Origin of the sequence: Methylomonas fluvii (assembly GCF_014850975.1) — a bacterium.
Classification (GTDB): domain Bacteria; phylum Pseudomonadota; class Gammaproteobacteria; order Methylococcales; family Methylomonadaceae; genus Methylomonas; species Methylomonas fluvii.
This window is the reverse complement of sequence record NZ_JACXST010000002.1, coordinates 314,112-335,890: the sequence shown is the minus strand read 5'-3', so window position 1 is coordinate 335,890 and position 21,779 is coordinate 314,112. Positions and strand designations below refer to the sequence as shown.

Sequence of the window (21,779 nt, the reverse complement as noted above, 5' to 3'; positions counted from 1 at the left end):
CATGAATACACTCGATGCTGAATTGTCGTCAGCCGTCCTGATACCGGAAATTGTCGCCAATATTGCCGGTATTCGTCAATTGCGCCGCGATATACATGCACATCCGGAATTGTGCTTCGAAGAGATTCGTACCGCGGATTTGGTCGCGGCAAAATTGAGCGAATGGGGGATTTCCGTTCATCGCGGCTTGGGTAAAACCGGTGTAGTCGGGATTATCAAAGCAGGGAGTTCGGATAAGGCTATCGGCTTGCGCGCCGACATGGACGCCTTGCCGATGCATGAACAAAACAGCTTTGCACATGCCTCGCGGTACCCAGGCAAAATGCACGGCTGCGGGCATGACGGCCATACCGCTATGCTGTTGGCTGCGGCGCAATATCTGGCAACCCTCCATCATTTTGACGGGACCGTCTATCTAATATTCCAACCGGCGGAAGAGGGCGGTGGCGGCGCCGATGAGATGATCAAGGACGGCCTGTTGAAATTGTTTCCGATGCAAGCCGTTTACGGCATGCACAATTGGCCGGAGTTGCCGGCCGGACAGTTTGCCGTTAGTCCCGGACCGGTGATGGCATCCTTGAATACTTTTCGCATCGTGATTCGGGGCAAAGGCTGTCATGCAGCATTGCCGCACTTGGGGTTGGATCCTCTGCCGGTAGCTGCGCAAATGATTATGGCGTTTCAAACCATCTTGACCCGCAACGCCAATCCCTTGGATAACGGTTTGATTTCAGTCACAATGGTGCATGCCGGCGAGGCAACCAATATTATTGCCGATACCTGCGAATTGGCCGGTACGGTGCGTACATTCACCAATCAAATGCTGGATTTGATCGAAACCCGTATGCGGGAAGTAGCCCGTCATACTTGTCTGGCACATGGGATGGAATGTGATTTTGAATTTAAACGTAGCTATCCGCCGACGGTTAATCACCGTGAGGCAGTCGAAACGTCGCGTAGCGTCATGGCCTCTATTGTTGGCGACCGGCATGTTTTGGAGCAAAAAGCCACGATGGGCGCAGAAGATTTTGCGTTTATGCTGCAAAAGTTACCCGGCAGCTACTGCTTCATCGGCAACGGCTCCGGTGATCATCGTAGTGTTGGGCATGGGGCCGGTCCGTGTACCCTGCATAACACCAGTTACGATTTTAATGATGATATTTTGACCCTGGGCGCGACCTATTGGGTGAGATTGGTAGAAACTTGTCTGCCAGCTTAAATAATGCCTGCCAAACGACTGTGACGGGGTGGAGTGAAAATGCCGGTTCTGTGACAACTCTGGCAGTTTTTGCGACAAAATTGCCATGTCAGTACACAGTTTTTCAACTGTAGCTCATGGAAAAAGCGGTTCCCTTTAAAGCATCAACCCAGGGAAAGAATCAGTCTGGATTTCTTTTGTTTTAGAGAAAGCAGGATTTTGCGGTACTTGGACGGATTCCCGTTTGCGTTCAGACGAATGAAGCTTAATCGTTGAGCGATTTGGCGTGGATCATGCTGCTTGGTTGTTGGGTTTAACCAGCAAATTAGGTGGATGTCATGAAAACCTCAAGCAACGAAATCACACAACTCAGCAACACACGCACTTTATTCGTTGAAACGCTGAGTCAGCAATTTATCGCGCTAACCGGCTGCGGAGTTTATGTCTATCTCAACCCGGTCGATATCAACGGTTTATTCAACCAATACTTAAGCGACACGCTGTCGATTAATACTTTCGCCAGACAGTGTGTTAAGAACGTATTGGAATAATCCGGTAATTCAATTAAGAAAATCGGCGAGGAAGCAGGGTACCTTATCGATTCCCTGTTTCCTGAGGCTCAGTTTCGGGCAAAGGCGACTTGATAACCGCTGAGAAAATCGCAGCGTTCCAGGCTTTCCGCAATCGCCGGAATCGATATTTTATGATTACCGGTTGCAATAAAAACCAGATGCCATTCTTCGTGTTTATTGTTGCTGATAACGCTAATCGAGCCTTCGGCCAATCGATACCCCAAGGCATTTGCCAAATCGTTAATCTCGGTTTGATTCGGTCGATAGCCGGTTTGAAAACGCAAAATGACCGACACTGCATGACGGGAAGGCAAGGCAGATTCGATTCGCCCGCCCCAGATCATCGTCGCCGACGCAATTAAAGCCAACACAATGGCCGCAAAATAAAACCCGGCGCCGCATAAAATACCGATGGCCGAAGATGCCCAAATCGATGCGGCGGTCGTCAAGCCGCTGATGTTCAGACCTTCCTTCATGATTACGCCGGCACCCAAGAAACCGATACCCGTCACGATGCCTTGAATAACCCGAGTGGGGTCTGCGGTAGTGGTGAGTGGCAATAAGCCGCCAAACCAGAACTGCGGGTAACCGACGATAACCGTTACCGCCGCGGAAGCCATACACACCAGACCATAGGTGCGCATGCCGGCGGCTCGGCCGTGGTAGGAACGTTCGTAGCCCACCACCATGCCCAAAAACAGAGCGCCGACGATATTCATCAGAATCACCACGCTGGCTTCCAATTGGGCAAGCGACCAAAACGAGATCAGCCGATCCGGCGAGATTGGATTCATGTTTATCGTCCGGTTTTTTGGCAGATAAGGGCTACAGGTTTGGGCCTAAGGCACCGTTTCCACTTCAACATTGATTTCAACAGGTTTTTGATAATAGATGCCCGATAGTTTTCGTTTGAATTCGTCGGTGATATCCCGAGCATCCTGGCGGCTTTTCATCACGCGCGGGGTAAGCAGTACCACCAGCTCGGTTTTGTCCTTGTTACGCGTCGTACCGCCGAAAAGCGGCCCGATTAAGGGTATCTCGTGCAGCAGCGGCACGCCGTCACGCAAATAATCGTTGTTTTCCTTGATCAAACCGCCCAAAACAATGGTTTCACCGCTTTGTACCGCAACGCTGCTTTCAATTTCCCTTTTTTGAATGGTCGGGGAGTCGATGGTGTCGCTGGTCGTGGTTTTGATAGCCTGGTTAACGCTTTGCAATATGTCCATCAGCACCAATCCACCGGCGTTAACTCGGGGTCTAACCGACAAATTCACACCGGTATCGATCATTTGGATCGAACTGGTTTGCACGATACCGTTATTGGTGTTTGTGCTGCTCAAATTGCTGGAAACCGAGGAACGTATCGGCACCGAGTCGCCGACTTTTATCGTGGCTTCCTGGTTGTTCAACACCATCAGCGAAGGGGATGAGATGACATTGACGTTATTATTGACAGCACTGGCATTTAGTACGGCCTGAATGTCCTTAGAGCCGCTAGAAAAAGCGTAGGAGAAGCCACTTGTGCCAAATGCCTTCATGGCATCTTTAGCAACATTTGTGAGACTCAAGCCTTGTGCCGAGCCTCCTGCTGAATCGTTATTTCCTCCGTTATTGTGGCTAAAGTACCATTGCAAACCGTACTTTAAATCGTCTTTCAGCGTAACTTCCACAATCGTGGCATCGATCATCACTTGTAAAGGCAGCACATCCAGTTGTTTTAATACGCGCTCGATTACCGCGTATTCCTGGGCGGTCGCGACGATAATCAAAGCGTTATTGCCTTCGTCGGCGATGATTTTCACATTCGGCATGTCGTTGTTATTGCTGCCGCCCGAACTGCCGCTTAAGCTGCCGCCGAGTGCGCCGCTGCTGCTTTTATCTTTGGTTCGGTCGCTGAGCGTTCTATCGCTCATCGAATCCTGCTGCCGGTTGGCGCCGCCTGAACTGCTGCTGGATGAACTGTCCGACTTTTTATTGGTGGCCGATAATGATTTGCGGCCGGACGCGATAGAAGCCTTGCTGGATTTTCCGGAATTGCCGCTACCGAAAATATTGCTTAAAGTTTCGGCCAAATCGGTGGCGCTGACATGTTGCGCCCGGTACACATTCACGCCGCCGGCTGCTGCTGTGTTAATGCGATCCAGCCTAAATACCCAGTTTTCAATGTCCTTCAGATAACCGGCTTGATGGGTGACGGCTAATACCGCGTTAAGCCTTTCTATTTCGATAAACCGGAAAAAGCTGGCTTCGTCGTCTTTGGATTTTTTGGTGTTGAAGATTTGCTCCAGCTCTTCAATGATTTTGCCGGCGCTGACGTTAGCCGGTGTAAACAAAGCAAAGGAGCGGCCTTTTAAAATATCGACATCAAAGGTATTGACCACATCCAACGCCCTGGAGATTTCCGCGCCGGAACCGGCGACCAATATCAGATTACGGTTCGGATCGACATGCAGCAACGATTTTTCCGGCAATAACGGTTTCAATATCTCGGCCAGTTCCGAGGCCGCGACATTTTTGACCGGAATCACCCGCACCTGATAACCATTGGGCATTTTGGCGCCGGACAGCGAGCTGATGGAACTGCTGTACAAGGCTTCGTTGGACGGTTTAATCAGATACATGCCGCCTTGTTCGGTCAGGGCGGCATTATTCAAGCTCAGCAGCATATCCAGGGTTGGAATCAGCTCGTCCTTGCTTAAAGGTTTGGAGGTTTGCAAAGTAACTTTGCCCACCACTTGTGGACTGATGGTGTAGTTCCGGCCGAGAATATCGCTGAGTATTACTTTCGCGACTTCGCCCAGATCGGCGTCATCGAAATTCAAACTGTATTCGCCCTTACCGCTGCTTTTGCCGCCGCCTTGGTGGCTGGCTTGCGGGACGATGCTCGCATCGCCGCTAGGGTACATTTCGACCTTGGTGATTCTATTTTCGGCGTTTTTATTGGCGTCGTTAGCCAGTTCCGGAATCAACAAGGTGTCTGCTTGAGCTGGTTTGTTATCGGCAATAGCCAGTTTTTCATGCAATTGCGGGCCGATAAATTCACAGCCGGTCATGGACAGCGCCAACGCCAACATTGGGGAAATGTTGATTTTTTTAGTTGTCATTGATGTTCTCGGGATTTTCATTAGGTACTGGTTCTATAGGTTTGGCAACGGCGTTGGGGTGCTGCGGTCTGGGCGGTACGGCTGGCTTGCCGGGTACCGGAGGCTTAACTTGCGCACGCGGTTTTCTCAATACGACCGATTTTTCCTGGCCGCCTTGCTGAAGCAGCACATGGTCGGCTTGTATTTGCTTGAGCAGCCAGCCGGATATGCTTTGTTCTTCGGTTATTTTTAAAAACTTTTTGGCTTCGTTGCGCTTTCTAAACAAGGCGGTCGGCTTGTTATTTTTATCGTAAACGCCGATTAACTCCCAATCGTCGATTTGCCCGGAATCTTGAGTTTGCAAATTATCGGTCGGATTGGTTTCGGCGACAGGCTTTCGGCCTTCGACAAACAAAGGTCTGTCGACAATATCGCTGTAGGTTTCCGCAGAGCCGCTATTATCGGCGATATTAGGCAGTTGCTCAGCCGAGGATTCGGTTTGCGGGCGCCGCTCAAGCAGCGTTTGCAATTGCTTTAAGGTAAATTGACTATAAGTCCATTCTACTGCCAACAGCAGGCTCAAGGCGCCGCAACCCAGTAATTGCCATCTGATCAGCTTCTGATTCATGAGGCTTTGGCTCGCATAAAGCTGATCACTTCAAAACTGACATTCAACTGAGAACTGGGGTCCATTTTATTGGTGCTGCGGTTACGCGCGCCGCGTACCGGCGAAATGTCCAATTGATCGACCAGCAGCAAGGGCATATTGGTATCCAGACTATGCAACACCGCGCGCAATGCTTCGATGCTGCCGCTCATGCGTACTTTTACGGCGATGCGCACAAAATCCTCTTCGGCCTTGCCCGGCAAACCTTGCGTGCTGGTCAGTTGGCCGCCGGCTTCCGTTACCGCGGTTTTGACGATGTTTTGCAGCTCCGCCGACGCCAGGGCTTCGGTGTCGCTGTCGCTCAGATAACCTTGTTGCTGGTATTGCTGATTCAATGATTCCAGGTTTTGTGCAACGCTGTCGCGGCGGGCGACAATGGCTTGTTGGCGTTGCAAACGAAACAGCAGGTCGTTTTTTTGCTCACGGTAATCCAACCAGCTGCTGAATAAAGGCAGCAGCACCAAAAATATCACGGTAAACAACACCAATCCCAGCAAAGCCAGCGCCAGCCAGCGCTGATAGCGTACTTCATTCATTGCTTGGACTCTCCATTTGCCTCAGGCTCAGCTGGGGTGGGGTCGCTGGTGGTCGTCGCCTCGGCATCCTGAGCAGGCTCGGCCGGTGGCGGGCTGACATCCATACTAATTTGAAAGCGCTCTCGGCCGGTCGATTTATCCTGGGTTAAGGGCGAGACGAAACTGACATTGCTGAAATATCCGGAACTTTCCAACAAACCGATCAAGGAAGACGCGGCCGGCGATTGACCCTGGATTTGCAGACGTTTGTCCGCAAATTGAAAATGCGTCAACCAGCTGTCATCTTTTAATAAGGTGCTGAGTTCATTCAATACCGCAACCAGAGCGGGAGACTGGGTTTTAATGTCTATCAAACGTTGGGTTTGCTGGCGTAAGGCATCGATTTCATGCTGTTGTTCTTCTATTACGCGAGTTTCTTTTTCCAGGGTTTTGATGTGATTTTTCAATACATCGACGGCTTGGCCTTCCTGCCATGCCGGCCAGATCAATACTGCCAGAAACAACAGCAACAGTAAGCTATTCAGCAGCCAGTGCATGGCTTGAGCCAAGGCGTTGCCGCGTGGCCGGTAGCGTTCCGGGAGTAAATTGTAGGCGGGCGCATCGGCAGGGCAGACGGTGCTGGCATGGCAAAAATCCACCCGCACCGGTTGTATCCCCAAAGCCTGTAGTTTGATCAGTTGCTCGTCCAGTACGGTTTTGGGTGTAAATACCAGTAATACTTCAATTTGACCATGCTCTGTTTTGCCGAGCGGTATGGCGGCAAAATAGACTTGCTCGGCCTTGAACGGCGTATAACGGTCTAATTCAAACCCGACAACTTGCTGCAGATTCTCTTGCGCCGCAGCGGGCAAATAGACGATTTTTTTTAGCGCCTGTGTAGGGTCCAGACGTAAGATACATTCGGCTTTTTCAAAGTCCGGATGTTGGGCCTTCAAGGATTGATAACTATCCGCGAGGTTGCTGTCCAGTCGCCATGCCATCGGAGTTGGCTGTTCGGCCTCGCGGTAAAAACTGATTTGAAAATCCGCGTCGGCCGCGCTAACTACGAGTGCGCCACTCCGGTCTGTCAGCAAGGATCTGAGACGATTCGGTACCAAAAACGCCAATTCTCGCCCCCACCACTGGAAGAAACGTTTCAGATCGAAATCAATGCTGGTTTGTAAATTCATATTGAACGGTAATGAGCTGGGATTCCTTGGCCGAGTCGAATAAGGCCAATACTTGCTGACCTTGTTTCCAATCCAGGATTTGGTAGGGCGCTTGGCTGGGGTCTTGGTTCTGGATTCTTACCACTGCTTCGATAGCGGCCGTCGCCTGATCATCCAGCAGGGTTTGCACCATAATAGTATACGTTTGCTCTTCATCCGCCAATGCCGGGTCGGTCTGATCGCCCGTGTTATCGTCCGCCGCAGCCGATTCAGACAAGCGTTTGTCCAAGTATACATCATGAATATTCTGTTCCTTCAGGTTGTCACCCACCATTTGCAGGAGCTCCGGCGGTGCCAGCCGCAAGTTTAATTCCGCTTGTCCGGAGTAGATGGTAATCCAGGGTTGCAGCTGCTCGAAAATATCGGCGTTGAATCCCAGCACTAATTGCAATTCTTCCAGGGATTGAAAAGGTTGATTGCTGGGCTGGTAAGCCAGCCCGGCCTGCCGATATTGTTTTTTTTCGGCGCCTTGCGGACGCGGATCATCGTCGGCGTCCCGCCAATCCAGCAGGGCATCCAACAAATTCTGCTTTAGCTTTTCGTCGTCGCTTACCGAACTAAGCAAGGCCTTTAGTAAAGGTTCCTCGGCGGCGTTGATATCGACTTTGCCGGATTCGGCGATAATTCGGATCCGAATTTCGCTATCGTTGCCCGGTATCCGATAGATGCTGCCATCCGCGTGCCAACGCTGGTCGGGATCGGCCTGTTGCAGCATGAATTGGGCAATGTTTAAACCGGTTTCCGCCAGTGCTTGGGCTTGGGCGTTGTTTTTCAACGCGGCGGCGACGCTGCTTTCCCGGCGCATACTTAGCGCAAAACTGCCGGCCATCAGGCTCAGCAGCGTCAAAATCCAAATGACGATCACCAGCGCCAGGCCGCGTTGCCGATGGACTGCCTGCGCACGGAGCATGCTATTCATTCGCAATGCCGGGCTGCTGGTTTTGCTCGCCAAGCAAGGCTTCCGCATTCGGCTGGCCGTTGATTTTTAATGCAAATATCATGTCCGGCCAAAAACTGTCGTCGTTTAGCGCGATGCTGACTTTTACCAGTTTGGGTAACTGGCCGGTGGCTTGTCCTTGCCATTCGTCCAGCCAAGCACCATTACCGTCAACGCTGTCAGCCGATGCGCCAAAGTAACTGATTTTGAAATGCCGTAAACTTTCCAACAACACGACCGGTTCGGCGTCGGCGGGTATCGATTCGGTTTGCCGGTAAGGGGTTAATGCGACTTTCAGGGTCGACGGCTGCTGTGGGTCCAGGCCGACATGAAACACCTGCAAGCCCTTGCGTGCCGATGCGGCCGGTAGCGCAGAGACAAAGCTGATGCTCTGCGGCAAGCCTTCGAAAGCCAGTTTCGGCAGTTCTTGCGATCCTAGTTGTTGAGCGTTTTGTGCTTGATTTTCCTGGATGATAGGGAAGGGTTTGGTATTGCTTAAATGTCGTTTGAAGAACTGGTAAACCACGGCCTTTTTATTCACTTCGCTGATTTTAGCTTCGCCGCTGTTCCAGCTTTCCGCGGCTATCCGTAAACTGGCGAATAGCAAGACCACCATGATCCCTAGCAGGCTGATGGCAATCAACATTTCGATCAGCGTAAATCCTTTTACCGATGAACGATGCAACACTAGCCCGGACCTGGTTGTTGTAGTTTTAAGGTATGCAATTCCACAGCACGCGGTTGTTCATCCTCACCCCACGCCACCACTACCCGTACCGACATCAGCACCGGCGCCGGCTTTTGTTGATCGGGCTCCGTATCTCTCAGACTGGCTCGGGATTGCACTGGCGTCGCCGGACTGACCGTGATTTGCCAGTCGTATTTATCGCCTTCCGTGCCCTGGCTTTCGCCGGCTGTCAGCTCTGTCTCCACGCCGGTACGGGCCATCAGCGATTCGGCAATTTGCACCGCGATAGTGTATTCCTCAGAAATAACCGCATTGTTGACGCCAGTGCCGAAGATGCGCAGCAGTACCGTCAACGCTATCGCCATGATGGAAAAGGCGACCAGTATTTCCAGCAGGGAAAAGCCTTTATGCCGCTGCATCGGAAATACTGACCTGGCCGGTAATCCAGTTGACATCGATGCGGCGCAATTGATTGCCCCATTCCAGCGTGATCCGGCCGCCGGTCGACGAGCCGTCGCCGAAGAACCGAATATGGCCTTGTTCGCCCTCGCTAAACTCTTCCTCCGCGACCACTAGCGACACGTCAATCTCTTCGGCAAACGGGTAAGTTTTGTCGCGGTTACTGATGCTGTAACTATTGTCTTGCAGGTCGATGGCCACGCTAACCGGTTTTTGCGTCATCAGGGCCTGGCCGCGGGCGTAACGCAGGGCCGAGGCCATATCCCTGGCGACGGCTTGCAGCTTGGTGCTGCGGTTGCCGGAGCCGATATTGCTGCCGACCACCGCAAAAGCCAGCACGCTGATCAGCAATACGATGATCAACTCGATCAGCGTAAAGCCTTGCATGCGGTGGCGGGCGGGCAGGGCAATCATTTATTCCCAGCTGTTGATGTCCTGGTCTTCGCCTTCGCCGCCTTCTTTTTCATCGGCGCCATAGCTGAACAAATCGAACTTACCGTGCTGGCCGGGGAAGACGTAGTGATAATCCTGATTCCAAGGGTCTTGCGGGATTTTGTCCTTACGCAGGTAAGGGCCGTTCCAGCGCTTGGTGTCGGCCGGTCTTTCCACTAAAGCCGTCAAGCCTTGTTGGCTGGTGGGGTAGCGGCCTTCGTCGAGCTTATACATGTCCAGCGATGCCGCCAGATCCTCGATTTGTACTCTGGCGGCCTTGGTTTTGGATGCACCCATATGTTTCATCACCTGCGGGCCGACAATTCCGGCCAGCATGGCGATAATGCCTAACACCACCAACAGTTCCAGCAAGGTAAAACCGCCGTGGCGGCGTAACATGTGTTTCATTTGCAAAACTCCTTCTATAAAAATGGATGGTACCGGCGAATTTATTCGCCCATGCGCCTAGGCCGCCAGATCGTTCACGCTCAAAATAGCCAGTAAGATGGAAACGATGATGCCGCCTATCATCAAGCCCAGCGAAATGATCAAGGCGGGCTCCAACAACGCCAGCATGCGCTGGATGGTGGTCTTTAGCTGCTTGTCGTAAATGGTGGCTACCCGCATCAGCATTTCCTCCAGCTTGCCGGTTTCCTCGCCCATTTTAATCATTTGCACGGCTAGTTTGGGAAACAGGTTTTGCTGAGCCAATGCGTCCGACATCGTCCGGCCTTGTTTGAGCTGGGCTTCGGCATGTTCCAATAGATCTGCTAAAACCATGTTGCCGACGGTTTCCCGGACGATGCCCAGCGATTTTAAAATCGACACGCCGTTGCCCAGTAAAGTACCGAAAGTGCGGCTGAAATTGGCAATTTCCATGGTCAGGATGATGTCGCCGAACAACGGAAACTTCAGTAGCCGGCCGTCCCAGGCTTTCTTGCCGGCCGGATTGGCCAACTGCGATTTTAGGGTTTGCACGCTGCCAAGAATGACAATCAGCAGCACCCACCAGTAACTTTGCAGAAACTCGGCCAGGCCGATTACGATTTGAGTTGGTACCGGCAAGGCTTGGCCGGCGCTGTCGAACATTTCCTTAAACTGCGGGACCACGAAAGTCAGCATCACGAACAGCGACGCCAATGACATGACCAACAAAATTGCCGGATAAATCAGCGCGGTGCTGACCGTATCTTTCAGTTCTTGCGAACGTTCCATATACTCGGATAATCGCAGCAACACGCCGCCCAGATTGCCGCCCATTTCGCCGGCGCGGATCATATTCAGATAAAACTTGGAAAACACTCCGCTCTGGCTTTCCAACGCATCAGCCAGTGCCTTGCCGGCTTTGACCTTTTCCAGTACCTCGCCTACCAGTTTATTCAGTTTCGGATTTTCCTCGGTCAACTGCATCAGAATGGTTAACGACCGATCCAGCGGCAAACCCGATTCCAGCAAGGTCGCCAATTCGCCGGTCAGCATACCGATTTCTTTTTGCGACAGTTTGACGGTAGCAGACTTTAGTTTGAACCCGAGAAAGGTCTTATCTTTCGCCAACTCAATGCGGATGGGAATCAAGCCCTGGTTTTGCAACTCCAGCAGCAAGGCCTGCTCGTCGGCTGCATTACGCACACCGTCTTCGGCGACACCCTGACTGTTGACGGCTTTGTAGGAGAATAAAGGCATGTATTTGGTTAGTTTGCTTTTTTTGCTGGGTTTGCGCTTCGGTAGTGGGCAATGTTTTTGTAATGCCAATACATAGACAATCGGTAACCGTTGTGTGGCGTGAATATGTCTATCGCATTGCATGTCAATCACGCAGATTTGGCTTGGCGTGGCTCAATTCCGCCGGCAAAACATGGTCGCCACTATAAAGTAGTTACGGGCGTATCTCAAAACTCCATGCGTATCCCGACATTAAAGGCGTGGCGGGAAACGTATTGCTGGCCAAAGGTGGTGTCGTATTGCACGAACGCCGAACCGCCAAAGGGCAGTTGGGCGGATAAACCGGCACGTAGATTGATGTAATCCTTATCGACGCTAAAACTGTTGGTGGTAAAGGCATTGTTAGGTGAATCGACGAAGCGGGTGGTAATCAAGGAGTTTTTATTGAACCACTGATGCTCCCATTCGACATTCACTTGCGAAACCAGCACGCCCACCGGCGTGCTCAGTGCGTGCGAGATCATCGCGCCAATACTGCTGCTCAACGACTCGTTGTCCAGCTCGCCGACAATCATGTTCATACCTAAACCGGCACCTTGTTCTTTACGGCCGTTGACAAAGTTGTAACCGTATTCCGTGCGGCCTCTAAGGCCAAACGTCCATTCTTTTACCGCTATGTCATAACCGCTGCTGAGGCTGGTACGATTTTGCCAGCCATCGGTTTGGCTGGATGCCGTTTCATTGATCGCTGTGCCGTTGGCATCGTTATAAAGCGTGACACGTTTGGAATCGTATTGGTTATAAGTCAGGTTGTTGACTAGGTCGACGTACCAGTTATCGGTCAGGTTTAACGAGCCGAAGGCTGATAAGGTGTACCCGTCTATGCTTTGGCTGCCGCCCTGTTGGGAAATCAGTGCAGTGCTGCTGCCGTAGCCGGCAGACAAACCCAAGAGTAGCCGTTTGCTCAAGCGATAGTCGGCACCGGCAGTGACAGCCGACATCGTGGACGCATAACCGCGTTGAGCTAGCGTCGCGGTTCTATCAGCCCATTCGAATTGGCCGTTAATGAATAAGCCCAAATTGCTGAAGCCGGAGATAAGATCGGTGCCGTCGTTGTCGTTATCCGTGCTCAAGGAAATACTGACCGAGGAGGGGGCGTTGGATGAGGATTGACCGTCTTTTTCCGGCGTTGAAGCCTGAATGCTGATACCGTTAGAACTGGGCGCGCTGGCTGAACTGGTGGGCGCACTGGGTGCACTACTAGGCGTGTTTATGCTGCTTGACGCATTCGGTGCGCTGATACTGTTGGCTGAGCTGGGTAGGCTGACATTGCCCGAAGCGCTGCCGATAGCCATTGAACTACTTACCGGTGTGTTGAACGTGGGGGACGACTTGAAACTGGAAGGAGAACCGGCGCCGACGCTTGCGGATCTCTGGGTGATGAGTCGCTGAGTGATGTTGCCGGTTTGTAGTTTGGCTATTTGGTTCGACACGGTTTGTTCCGCCGCGATTTGGCCAGGGCTGATTTGCCGCAACGCGCTGATGAATTGATCTACTTTGCTGGCGTCGGCGGTACCGTTTGCTAAAAAGGGCTTCAAGCCGTTCAACAGATTCTGCAGATTGCTCGGAGTCGTGGCACTGCAGTCTATTTGTTGTAAGGCACTGGCCAGGGACTGCACGTCGGCGGGGACCAGATTGGGCAATCTGGGCACCATGGTCAGCAAAAACTGCTTTTCCTGTTTGGAAAATATAAACATATCGCTGGAGCCTTCCGGACAGGTAATGCTCTGGTTAAAATTTCCGGTGATGCTGCCGCTGGTGGTTTGCAACAGCACAGACTGCGAAAAGGCCTGTTGCGGCGAGAAGTTAGGCTGGCTGGCCAAGCGTTGTAAGTTAAGCTTTGCGCCTTGAATATCGATACTGCGCGCGGTAATCGAATCAGTCACCAATTGCCCGTTTACCCCGCCCAATTCCAAATTCAAGTTGCTGGATTGGCGGAAGATCAAATCGGCCGATGTGGCATTGATAGCCGCTATCCCTTGCCCATTGGCACCCGGTCCCGGCGAGAAACTGTTGTTTATGTCTACAGTGCCGGCGTAAGAACCGCTGCCGGATACCGGGCCGTTCAAGGTTAGGTGCGAACCGGCGATGCCGACCGTGCCATTGTTGATGACCGGACCGCTGATGTTGCCGTTGCCGCCGAAGCTGCCGGCTTGTATCTCGGTCAAAGCCTGGCTCCAAACGCCGTCCACCTGGGTAGTGCCGGCGGTTTGCCGGTAAGTGCCCGCGCCGGTAAAGGTCGCGTTGCTGGTTACGCGCACATTGCCCGAATTGATGACGGTCGATTGATTGTTGAGGATGAAATTGCCGTTCAGCAATAAATCGCTGGCAGAGCCTCCCGAGCCGCTGATAATCAAACTGCCGGGGCCCAGCATCTGACCCCCGGAAAGCACGGCCGATTGTACTCTTAATTCGCCCGGGCCCGATAATATGCCGCCAGTCTGCACGTAACGGCTGACCTCCGTGCTGGTGTGCTGCAAATTGACGGTGCCGTTGTTTATGGTAAAGGTGCTGCCCAGATTGAGCAGCTTGTTCGCCGCGGACGAAAAATTGACGGTGCCGCCGGATACCGTGGTGGAATTGCTTACCGAATAATCGCCGGCGATAGTGGTTGTTCCGCCGCTGAACAACGCATCGGTGGCCGATAGCGCAACGCCGGCGTTGACTAGATTGGTCCCACCGCTAAAGGTGATATTAGCCGTGCCGAGACTGGTGCCCGCATTGAATTGGTGGGTGCCTGCGCCGAATTGCAAGGTACCGTTACCGGTGAAATTGCCGGAGTGGGTATTGCTGCCGGTAAAATTCAATACGCCGGCATCTACCAGCGTGTTACCGGTGTAGCTGTTAGTGCCGCTCAAGGTCACCGTACCCGAAGTGGTTTTGTTCAAACCCACACTGCCACCCAAATTGGCGCTGACCGTGCCGGATTGAAGATCGAACGCACTGTTCGAGGTCAAGGTGCCTGTGCCGGTAATCGAACCGGACGTTAATTGCACCCCGGCGACGGTGTCGTTATGGCTGCCCAGATCCAAAGTACCGCTGTTAACGATCAAGCTGGAGGAGTTGGTTAGCACGTCACTGGCACCCAAGGCCAGCGTGCCGGCGCTGACTTGGGTGTTGCCGGTGTAGGTATTGGTCCCGCTGAGCGTCACGGTGCCGGCAGTAGTTTTGGTCAAGCCCACGCTGCCGCCCAGCGCGGCACTGATCGTGCCGGCTTGCATATCAAAGTCGCTGGTTGACGTTAACGTGCCGGTGCCGGTAATCGAACCCGACAGTAATTGCACGCCGGTCACCGTGTCGTTATTACTGCCCAGAGCAAATGTGCCGCCGTTGACGATCAGGCTGGAGGCATTGGCGAGCACATCGCTGGCTCCCAAGGCCAACGTGCCGGCGTTGACTTGGGTGTTGCCGGTATAGGTATTCGTCCCGCTTAGCGTCACGGTACCGGCAGTAGTTTTGGTCAAGCCCACGCTGCCGCCCAGCGCGGCACTGACCGTACCGGCTCGCACATCAAACGTGCTGGTTGAGGTCAGGGTGCCGGTGCCGGTAATCGAACCCGACAGTAATTGCACGCCGGTCACCGTGTCGTTATTACTGCCCAGATCGAAGATGCCGCCGTTGACGATCAGATTGGAGGCATTGGCGAGCACATCGCTGGCTCCCAAGGCCAACGTGCCGACATTGACTTGCGTGTTGCCGGTGTAAGTATTGCTGCCGCTCAGTGTTACGGTGCCAGCGCTGGTTTTGTTCAAACCCACGCTGCCACCTAAGTTGGCGCTGACCGTGCCGGCTTGCATATCAAAGTCGCTGGTTGACGTTAACGTGCCGGTGCCGGTAATCGAACCCGACAGTAATTGCACGCCGGTCACCGTGTCGTTATTACTGCCCAGATCGAAGGTCCCGCCGTTAACGATCAAGCTGGACGTATTGGCGAGCACATCGCTGGCTCCCAAGGCTAAGGTGCCGGCGCTGACTTGCGTGTTGCCGGTGTAAGTATTGCTGCCGCTCAGTGTCACGGTGCCAGCGGTGGTTTTGGTCAAGCCCACACTGCCGCCCAGCGCGGCACTGACCGTGCCTGCTTGCACATCAAACGTGCTGGTCGAGGTCAGGGTGCCGGTGCCGGTAATAGACCCGGACAACAATTGCACGCCTGCCACTGTGTCGTTATGGGGGCCCAGAGCAAAGGTGCCGCCGTTGACGACCAGGCTGGAGGCATTGGCGAGCACATCGCTGGCACCCAAAGCCAACGTGCCGGCGTTGACTTGCGTGTTGCCGGTGTAAGAGTTCGCGCCGCTTAGCGTCACGGTGCCGGCGCTGATTTTGCTCAACCCGATGTTGTTGCCGCCCAGCGCGGTACTGACCGTGCCTGATTGCACATCAAACGTGCTGGTAGACGTTAACGTGCCGGTGCCGGTGATAGACCCGGACAACAATTGCACGCCGGTCACCGTGTCGTTATTACTACCCAGATCGAAGATGCCGCCGTTGACGACCAGGCTGGAGGCATTGGCGAGCACATCGCTGGCACCCAAAGCCAACGTGCCGGCGTTGACTTGCGTGTTGCCGGTGTAAGAGTTCGCGCCGCTTAGCGTCACGGTGCCGGCGCTGATTTTGCTCAACCCGATGTTGTTGCCGCCCAAATTGGCACTGACCGTGCCGGCTTGCACATCAAACGTGCTGGTCGAGGTCAGGGTGCCGGTGCCGGTAATCGAACCCGACAGTAATTGCACGCCGGTCACCGTGTCGTTATTACTGCCCAGATCGAAGATGCCGCCGTTGACGATCAGGCTGGAGGCATTGGCGAGCACGTCACTGGCTCCCAAGGCTAAGGTGCCGGTGCTGACTTGGGTGTTGCCTGTGTAAGTATTGCTCCCGCTCAGTGTCACGGTGCCGGCAGTAGTTTTGGTCAAGCCCACACTGCCGCCCAGCGCGGCACTGACCGTACCGGATTGCACATCAAACGTGCTGGTCGAGGTCAAGGTGCCGGTGCCGGTAATCGAGCCGGACGTTAATTGCACCCCATCTACTGTGTCGTTATGGCTGCCCAGATCGAAAGTGCCGCCGTTAACGATCAAGCTGGAGGTATTGGCGAGCACGTCACTGGCACCCAAGGCCAACGTGCCGGCGTTGACTTGCGTGTTGCCGGTGTAAGAGTTCGCGCCGCTCAGTGTCATGGTGCCGGCGGTGGTTTTATTCAAGCCTACACTGCCACCTAAGTTGGCGCTGACCGTGCCGGATTGCACATCAAACGTGCTGGTCGAGGTTAGGGTGCCGGTGCCGGTAATCGAACCGGACAATAATTGCACGCCGGTCACCGTGTCGTTATTACTGCCCAGATCGAAGATGCCGCCGTTGACGACCAGGCTGGAGGCATTGGCGAGCACATCGCTGGCTCCCAAGGCTAAGGTGCCGGCGTTGACTTGCGTGTTGCCGGTGTAAGTATTGGTCCCGCTCAGGGTGACGGTGCCGGCAGTAGTTTTGCTCAAGCCCACACTGCCGCCCAGCGCGGCGCTGACCGTACCGGCTTGCATATCAAAGTCGTTGTTTGAGGTTAATGTGCCGGCACCGCTCAAAGTCGAGCCGGCATGCGCCAAACTGAAATTTGCCACAGTGGGTGAAATATCAAGAGCCACATTTTGGCCGACATTGATAACCGCATCATCGGCGGCTCCTGGGCTTGCTGCACATGACCAGTTAGCGGGCGTAGACCAAATATCATCCCCACCTTGCCAGTTACAAACGGCAGCGTCGGCGGTTGAAAAAAATCCGAACAGCAGTGCCGAGATGGCGCAAGAGGCACCAACGCTGCGCGAACGTCGTTTGGCTATCGGTGGATTATTTGCAGACTCGGCTGGCGCTTGGTACATCTTGAATCCATGATGTTGATTAAAAAGTGGGTTTTAGTCATATTCCACTTGACGCTATTTGTTATGCGGTATGTTGGCTTCGTTATTCAAAGCCTTTCTAGGTTCAGATCAAAGAAAGTCTGTTGTCGAGCGTCGATTAAACGGCTCACGCTTCGGTCGTTACCCTTAATACTTCCTCCAATGTCGTAATGCCTTGCAAGGCTTTGCCGACGCCGTCTTCATACATGGTTTGCATGCCTTCCTGAATGGCGGTTTGTTGGATCACGAAGGCTTCTTCGTGTTTCATGATTTGCTTGCGGATGGTGTCGGTCATCGTCAAAAACTCGATGATTGCCAGCCGGCCTTTATAGCCTATGCCGTTGCAGGCGGGGCAGCCGGCCGGTTTGTGCAGCAGGATTTCGCCGCTTGGTTGCCACTGCCGCAGTTTCATTTCTTCGATCAGCGTTTCCGAGGCCGGAAGGGCTTGTTTGCAATGCGGACAGAGGCGGCGCACCAGGCGCTGGGCCAAGATGCCGTTGATGGTCGAGCTAAGTAGGTATTCTTCCAGGCCCATGTCCTGCAAACGGGTAACACCAGCGGCGGCATCGTTGGTGTGCAGGGTGGACAGCACCAAATGGCCGGTCAGCGCCGATTGTACGGCGATTTTCGCGGTTTCCAGGTCGCGCATCTCGCCGATCATGATCACATCCGGATCTTGGCGAACGATGGAACGCAGGGCGGAGGCGAAAGTCAGGCCGATTTGCGGCTTGGCCTGAATTTGGTTGATACCTTCCAGTTGGTATTCCACCGGATCTTCGACGGTGATGATTTTGCGTTCCGAGGTGTTCAGGGTTTTTAGCGCCGCATACAACGAAGTGGATTTACCGCTACCGGTTGGGCCGGTGATCAACAAAATGCCATGCGGTTGCGCCAATACTTCCATGAAGCGTTCGGCTTGTTTGCCGACGAAGCCCAGGGTTTCAAAATCCAGCACCGCGTTTTCCTTGTCCAACAAACGGATCACCACGCTTTCGCCGTGCAGGGTCGGGATGGTGGAAACCCGCAAATCCAGCTCCTTGCCGATCATTTGCAACTTGATCCGGCCGTCCTGCGGCAGGCGGCGCTCGGCGATGTTGAGCTTGGCCATGATCTTGATCCGCGACAGCACGGCGGCGGTGGAGGCTACCGGCGGCGAGTCGATGTCTTGCAACACACCGTCGATACGCAGGCGCACTTTCAGACTTTGTTCGAAGGGCTCGATATGCACGTCCGAGGCGCGGCTTTCCACGGCTTTTTGCAGAATGAAGTTCACCATTTTGATGATGGGCGCTTCGCTGGCCAAGTCTTTTAAGTGTTCCAGGTCTTCGCTGCCTTCTTCCTCGACATTGAGGTTGTCCATCAGCTTGTCCATTTGCGACTTGCCTTCGCCGTATTGCAATTCCAAAGCGGCGTCTATTTCCGAAAGCTGGCCGATTTGCAATTTAATGGGTTTGCCGGTGGCGAGTTGCAGCGCTTGCGTCACATATTCATCTTCCGGGTCCATCACCGCGACTTGGATCTGTTCGTCGTCCGCCGCCAGACCCACGGCATGGTATTGCTTTAAAAAACGCTGCGAAACGCTATCAGGTAGCGGCGTTTGCGGCGGATAGTGCTCGGGCGTCACGCGGGGAATGCCGCTGGCTTCGGCGAAACTGACGGCGATGTCACTGTCCGAACACAAACCCAGTTTGATCAGCAGCTGCGGCACGGAGTCGTCCAATGCCGATTTTTGCATACGGCGGACTTTACCCAAATCGCTGTCGGAGAGTTTGCCCTTGCTCTTTAACAAGCTGAGAAAGGCGGCGTATTTTTCGGATTTTTCGACGGTTTCCATGTTCACTGTATCAGCCTAAACGTGCAGAACTCCGCCGCATTGTAGCGATTTTCCACACAGTCCGGCAGTAATTGTTTATAGCGTAGTGACTCTTGTGCCGCGTTAGAAACGGAATAAAGAACTGACCGAACAGTTTCTTGTTTTTGGGATAGCGAGTGTCAGGGGTTTTGACTCGCTTGGGTTCCCGCTTTTTTGTAGTTTCCGGCAGTCGGCCTATTTGAGCCATTGAGTATGCTCAGACCAATGGCATCAAACCGGCTGTATTCCGACAATAATTTGGTTTGTTTCAAAATCCAGATACAGGGTACGCTCGCGCACCGATAGAGGGTCATTATGGTAGCGACTAGCACAAGTGACGCGATGTGTACCCAACCAGACTGCACAATATTTTCAAGGGGCTATGATCGATTCGGCTGTCACGACTGGTTTCCCGCCGCAATCGCTACAACCCGGGTGCTATCATGGATCCCCTCGATAAACATTTAAAACCTTTCCAATGATTGCAATTCTTGAAGCCAGTCGCGCGGGTTTATTGTCCAGGGCGCATTGGCTGAATAACCTGTTGGCCGGCGTGATTGTCGGCGTAGTGGCGCTGCCTCTGGCCATGGCCTTTGCGATAGCCTCTGGCGCCAAACCCGAGCAGGGGCTATACACGGCCATCGTGGCCGGTGGGCTGACATCCTTGTTTGGCGGCAGCCGCGTGCAGATCGCAGGGCCAACCGGCGCCTTTATCGTGATTCTAGCCGGCATTACCGGCAAATACGGCATCGGCGGCTTGCAAATAGCCTCCTTGATGGCCGGCATCATATTATTACTGATGGGGCTCACCAAGTTGGGCGGTGTCATCAAATATATACCCGATCCGGTCATCGTCGGCTTTACCAGCGGTATCGGCGTCATCATTTTTGAGGGGCAATGGAAAGACTTTTTTGGCTTGAGCCCCGCAGCCGGTGCCGAGCAATTTCATGAAAAATTTTGGTCGTTGGCGCAGGCTTTTCCTGGGCTGCACGTTGAAACCACCTTGCTAGGCGGCTTGACCTTGGCGGTGTTGCTGATTTCCGGCCGGATTCTGAAACGCATTCCCGCCCCGCTGGTCGCCATGCTGATTGCCACCTGCGCGCAGTGGCAATGGCAATGGGATGGCGTGGCGACAATAGGTAGCGCCTTTGGCGGCATTCCGCAGCAGTTGCCGCAATTCCAGTTGCCGGCAATCTCGGTATCGGAGGTGCTGCAATTAATCGGCCCGGCTTTTACGATTGCCTTGCTGGGCGCGATTGAGTCGCTGCTATCCGCCGTGGTCGCCGACAGCATGGCCGGCACCAAACATGACGCCAATCAGGAATTGATCGGTCAAGGGATTGCGAACATATGCTCTCCATTGTTCGGCGGTTTTGCCTCTACCGGGGCGATTGCCCGCACGGCGACCAATGTGCGCAATGGTGGCAACAGTCCACTGGCGGGGATTGTGCATACTTTGACCTTGATCGGCATCGTCATGTTGCTGGCCCCTTATGCGTCGTTGATTCCGCTGAGCGCGTTGGCCGCCATTTTGTTTGTCGTAGCCTACAACATGAGTGAGTTGCACCGTTTCGGCCACATGCTCAGAACCGCGCCGAAGTCGGATGTGGCGGTGCTGCTGATTACCTTTTTGCTCACCGTGTTCAGCGATTTGGTCATCGCCGTCAATATCGGCGTGATGCTAGCGGCGCTGTTATTCATGAAACGCATGTCGGAAGCCGTGGGCATAGAGCAGCAAGCGCATGACGCCGTCATGGAAGAACTCGATGATGCGGATTTTACGCTGCCAGCCAATACCGTGGTTTTTGCCATGGAAGGGCCTTTCTTTTTTGGCGCGGCGGCACGATTGGAATCCGCGCTGGAAGTGATTCACGGCCATACCGAAATTCTGGTCTTGCGCCTGGAAAAAGTGCCTTTCATCGACGCAACCGGCCTGCAATCGCTGTGGGATTTGCTGGATAATTGCAAACGGCACAAAACCCGACTAATCCTGTGCGGCGCAAGACCGAATGTCTTCGAAAAACTCCGCCGAGCAGGGCTGGTCGGTCAAGTCGGCAAGCCAAATGTGGTGGACCGAATACAACAGATCGCTATGGATATAATTAAAAAATAACTTCCCTGCTTATCCACCCAGAGGAGGCTGTCGTAAAAAGTAAATCCGCGCCTTCTCTCACTGGAAAAGTTTGGGATGGGGGGCATATACCGTCACTTCTTCAGATTCATCGCTGGAAAGCTGTCTCTGAATTCTGTAACCCGTAACCCGTAACCCGTAACCCGAAATCGGTCAATCGTCACTGAGTCCAACATACACTAGGTAGAGCATGTAGAGGCGGAAATATGCGAAGAATCAAAGCCATAACCTTTGTGCCCTGGGTGTTGGGCTTGTGCAGCGCTTGCAGTGCGGATTGGCCGCAGCGGCTTGGTTATCATGCGTTGCAGAATGCCGGACAATTGCAGTGCCAAAAAGCCATGGCCAACGATTGTGAACGGAGGCAAAGTTTCGACGCCTATCAGCGCGAGCGGGAGCAACTGCAGTAGCG

General features: G+C 53.5%; 17 protein-coding genes. 4 read left to right on the top strand and 13 right to left on the bottom strand.

What is annotated here, in order from left to right:
- Window position 1 precedes the first annotated feature (1 nt).
- Both EBB_RS11080 and EBB_RS11075 read left to right on the top strand, forming a co-directional pair.
- Complete coding sequence (locus tag EBB_RS11080; RefSeq protein WP_223146829.1) at window positions 2-1,219, top strand: M20 aminoacylase family protein; 1,218 nt, start codon at window positions 2-4, stop codon at window positions 1,217-1,219.
- A 317-nt stretch (window positions 1,220-1,536) separates the two neighbouring features.
- Window positions 1,537-1,749: a hypothetical protein gene (locus tag EBB_RS11075; RefSeq protein WP_026601140.1), complete on the top strand. Its 213-nt coding sequence runs from the start codon at window positions 1,537-1,539 to the stop codon at window positions 1,747-1,749.
- Between the two features lie 68 nt (window positions 1,750-1,817).
- On the opposite strand, the gene EBB_RS11070 is transcribed toward EBB_RS11075, so the two are convergent.
- The 13 genes from EBB_RS11070 to gspE form a co-directional block, all read right to left on the bottom strand.
- Window positions 1,818-2,564, bottom strand: a complete 747-nt coding sequence (locus EBB_RS11070) for an MgtC/SapB family protein (protein ID WP_192393925.1) — start codon at window positions 2,562-2,564, stop codon at window positions 1,818-1,820.
- 45 nt (window positions 2,565-2,609) lie between these two features.
- The gene (gene gspD, locus EBB_RS11065; RefSeq protein ID WP_192393924.1) at window positions 2,610-4,874 is read right to left on the bottom strand and encodes a type II secretion system secretin GspD; all 2,265 of its coding nucleotides are present in this window, start codon (window positions 4,872-4,874) and stop codon (window positions 2,610-2,612) included.
- On the bottom strand, window positions 4,864-5,481 hold the full coding sequence (locus tag EBB_RS11060) for a hypothetical protein (RefSeq protein ID WP_192393923.1): 618 nt from the start codon (window positions 5,479-5,481) through the stop codon (window positions 4,864-4,866). Before EBB_RS11060 ends, gspD begins: the two co-directional genes overlap by 11 nt.
- Window positions 5,478-6,056: a type II secretion system protein GspM gene (gene gspM, locus EBB_RS11055; RefSeq protein WP_192393922.1), complete on the bottom strand. Its 579-nt coding sequence runs from the start codon at window positions 6,054-6,056 to the stop codon at window positions 5,478-5,480. Before gspM ends, EBB_RS11060 begins: the two co-directional genes overlap by 4 nt.
- Complete coding sequence (locus tag EBB_RS11050) at window positions 6,053-7,225, bottom strand: PilN domain-containing protein (RefSeq protein ID WP_192393921.1); 1,173 nt, start codon at window positions 7,223-7,225, stop codon at window positions 6,053-6,055. Before EBB_RS11050 ends, gspM begins: the two co-directional genes overlap by 4 nt.
- A complete protein-coding gene (locus tag EBB_RS11045) occupies window positions 7,203-8,183 on the bottom strand; it encodes a type II secretion system minor pseudopilin (protein ID WP_192393920.1) in 981 nt (326 codons plus the stop codon). The genes EBB_RS11050 and EBB_RS11045 overlap by 23 nt, the downstream gene beginning before the upstream one ends.
- Window positions 8,176-8,889, bottom strand: coding sequence for a prepilin-type N-terminal cleavage/methylation domain-containing protein (locus EBB_RS11040; protein WP_192393919.1), 714 nt, complete (start codon window positions 8,887-8,889; stop codon window positions 8,176-8,178). The genes EBB_RS11045 and EBB_RS11040 overlap by 8 nt, the downstream gene beginning before the upstream one ends.
- Window positions 8,889-9,308, bottom strand: a complete 420-nt coding sequence (locus tag EBB_RS11035; protein ID WP_192393918.1) for a type IV pilus modification PilV family protein — start codon at window positions 9,306-9,308, stop codon at window positions 8,889-8,891. The genes EBB_RS11040 and EBB_RS11035 overlap by 1 nt, the downstream gene beginning before the upstream one ends.
- The gene (locus EBB_RS11030; protein ID WP_192393917.1) at window positions 9,295-9,762 is read right to left on the bottom strand and encodes a GspH/FimT family pseudopilin; all 468 of its coding nucleotides are present in this window, start codon (window positions 9,760-9,762) and stop codon (window positions 9,295-9,297) included. The genes EBB_RS11035 and EBB_RS11030 overlap by 14 nt, the downstream gene beginning before the upstream one ends.
- Window positions 9,763-10,188 carry a type II secretion system major pseudopilin GspG gene (gene gspG / locus EBB_RS11025; RefSeq protein ID WP_192393916.1) on the bottom strand — a complete coding sequence of 142 codons (426 nt, stop codon included), beginning with the start codon at window positions 10,186-10,188 and terminating at the stop codon, window positions 9,763-9,765. It lies immediately after the preceding gene.
- A gap of 57 nt (window positions 10,189-10,245) precedes the next feature.
- Window positions 10,246-11,463: a type II secretion system F family protein gene (locus tag EBB_RS11020; RefSeq protein WP_192394997.1), complete on the bottom strand. Its 1,218-nt coding sequence runs from the start codon at window positions 11,461-11,463 to the stop codon at window positions 10,246-10,248.
- Between the two features lie 206 nt (window positions 11,464-11,669).
- Window positions 11,670-17,369: an autotransporter-associated beta strand repeat-containing protein gene (locus EBB_RS11015; protein ID WP_192393915.1), complete on the bottom strand. Its 5,700-nt coding sequence runs from the start codon at window positions 17,367-17,369 to the stop codon at window positions 11,670-11,672.
- A gap of 145 nt (window positions 17,370-17,514) precedes the next feature.
- On the bottom strand, window positions 17,515-19,221 hold the full coding sequence (gene gspE / locus EBB_RS11010; RefSeq protein ID WP_192394996.1) for a type II secretion system ATPase GspE: 1,707 nt from the start codon (window positions 19,219-19,221) through the stop codon (window positions 17,515-17,517).
- A gap of 496 nt (window positions 19,222-19,717) precedes the next feature.
- On the opposite strand from gspE, the gene EBB_RS11005 reads away from it, so the two are divergent.
- Together EBB_RS11005 and EBB_RS11000 are read left to right on the top strand one after the other, a co-directional pair.
- Window positions 19,718-21,352 carry a SulP family inorganic anion transporter gene (locus EBB_RS11005; RefSeq protein WP_192393914.1) on the top strand — a complete coding sequence of 545 codons (1,635 nt, stop codon included), beginning with the start codon at window positions 19,718-19,720 and terminating at the stop codon, window positions 21,350-21,352.
- Window positions 21,353-21,576: 224 nt separating this feature from the next.
- Window positions 21,577-21,777 (top strand): hypothetical protein, encoded by a 201-nt coding sequence (locus tag EBB_RS11000; protein WP_192393913.1) that lies wholly within the window; start codon window positions 21,577-21,579, stop codon window positions 21,775-21,777.
- The last annotated feature ends 2 nt before the right edge of the window (window positions 21,778-21,779 follow it).

Excerpts from the sequence above, each read along its gene's own strand:
- gspG (WP_192393916.1), bottom strand. The coding sequence starts at position 10,188 with ATGAAACACATGTTACGCCGCCACGGCGGTTTTACCTTGCTGGAACTG.
- EBB_RS11000 (WP_192393913.1), top strand. The coding sequence starts at position 21,577 with ATGCGAAGAATCAAAGCCATAACCTTTGTGCCCTGGGTGTTGGGCTTG.
- gspE (WP_192394996.1), bottom strand. The coding sequence starts at position 19,221 with ATGGAAACCGTCGAAAAATCCGAAAAATACGCCGCCTTTCTCAGCTTG.
- EBB_RS11060 (WP_192393923.1), bottom strand. The coding sequence starts at position 5,481 with ATGAATCAGAAGCTGATCAGATGGCAATTACTGGGTTGCGGCGCCTTG.
- EBB_RS11020 (WP_192394997.1), bottom strand. The coding sequence starts at position 11,463 with ATGCCTTTATTCTCCTACAAAGCCGTCAACAGTCAGGGTGTCGCCGAA.
- gspM (WP_192393922.1), bottom strand. The coding sequence starts at position 6,056 with ATGAATGAAGTACGCTATCAGCGCTGGCTGGCGCTGGCTTTGCTGGGA.
- EBB_RS11015 (WP_192393915.1), bottom strand. The coding sequence starts at position 17,369 with ATGTACCAAGCGCCAGCCGAGTCTGCAAATAATCCACCGATAGCCAAA.
- EBB_RS11075 (WP_026601140.1), top strand. The coding sequence starts at position 1,537 with ATGAAAACCTCAAGCAACGAAATCACACAACTCAGCAACACACGCACT.
- EBB_RS11080 (WP_223146829.1), top strand. The coding sequence starts at position 2 with ATGAATACACTCGATGCTGAATTGTCGTCAGCCGTCCTGATACCGGAA.
- EBB_RS11050 (WP_192393921.1), bottom strand. The coding sequence starts at position 7,225 with ATGAATTTACAAACCAGCATTGATTTCGATCTGAAACGTTTCTTCCAG.
- EBB_RS11035 (WP_192393918.1), bottom strand. The coding sequence starts at position 9,308 with ATGCAGCGGCATAAAGGCTTTTCCCTGCTGGAAATACTGGTCGCCTTT.
- EBB_RS11070 (WP_192393925.1), bottom strand. The coding sequence starts at position 2,564 with ATGAATCCAATCTCGCCGGATCGGCTGATCTCGTTTTGGTCGCTTGCC.
- EBB_RS11005 (WP_192393914.1), top strand. The coding sequence starts at position 19,718 with ATGATTGCAATTCTTGAAGCCAGTCGCGCGGGTTTATTGTCCAGGGCG.
- gspD (WP_192393924.1), bottom strand. The coding sequence starts at position 4,874 with ATGACAACTAAAAAAATCAACATTTCCCCAATGTTGGCGTTGGCGCTG.
- EBB_RS11030 (WP_192393917.1), bottom strand. The coding sequence starts at position 9,762 with ATGATTGCCCTGCCCGCCCGCCACCGCATGCAAGGCTTTACGCTGATC.
- EBB_RS11045 (WP_192393920.1), bottom strand. The coding sequence starts at position 8,183 with ATGAATAGCATGCTCCGTGCGCAGGCAGTCCATCGGCAACGCGGCCTG.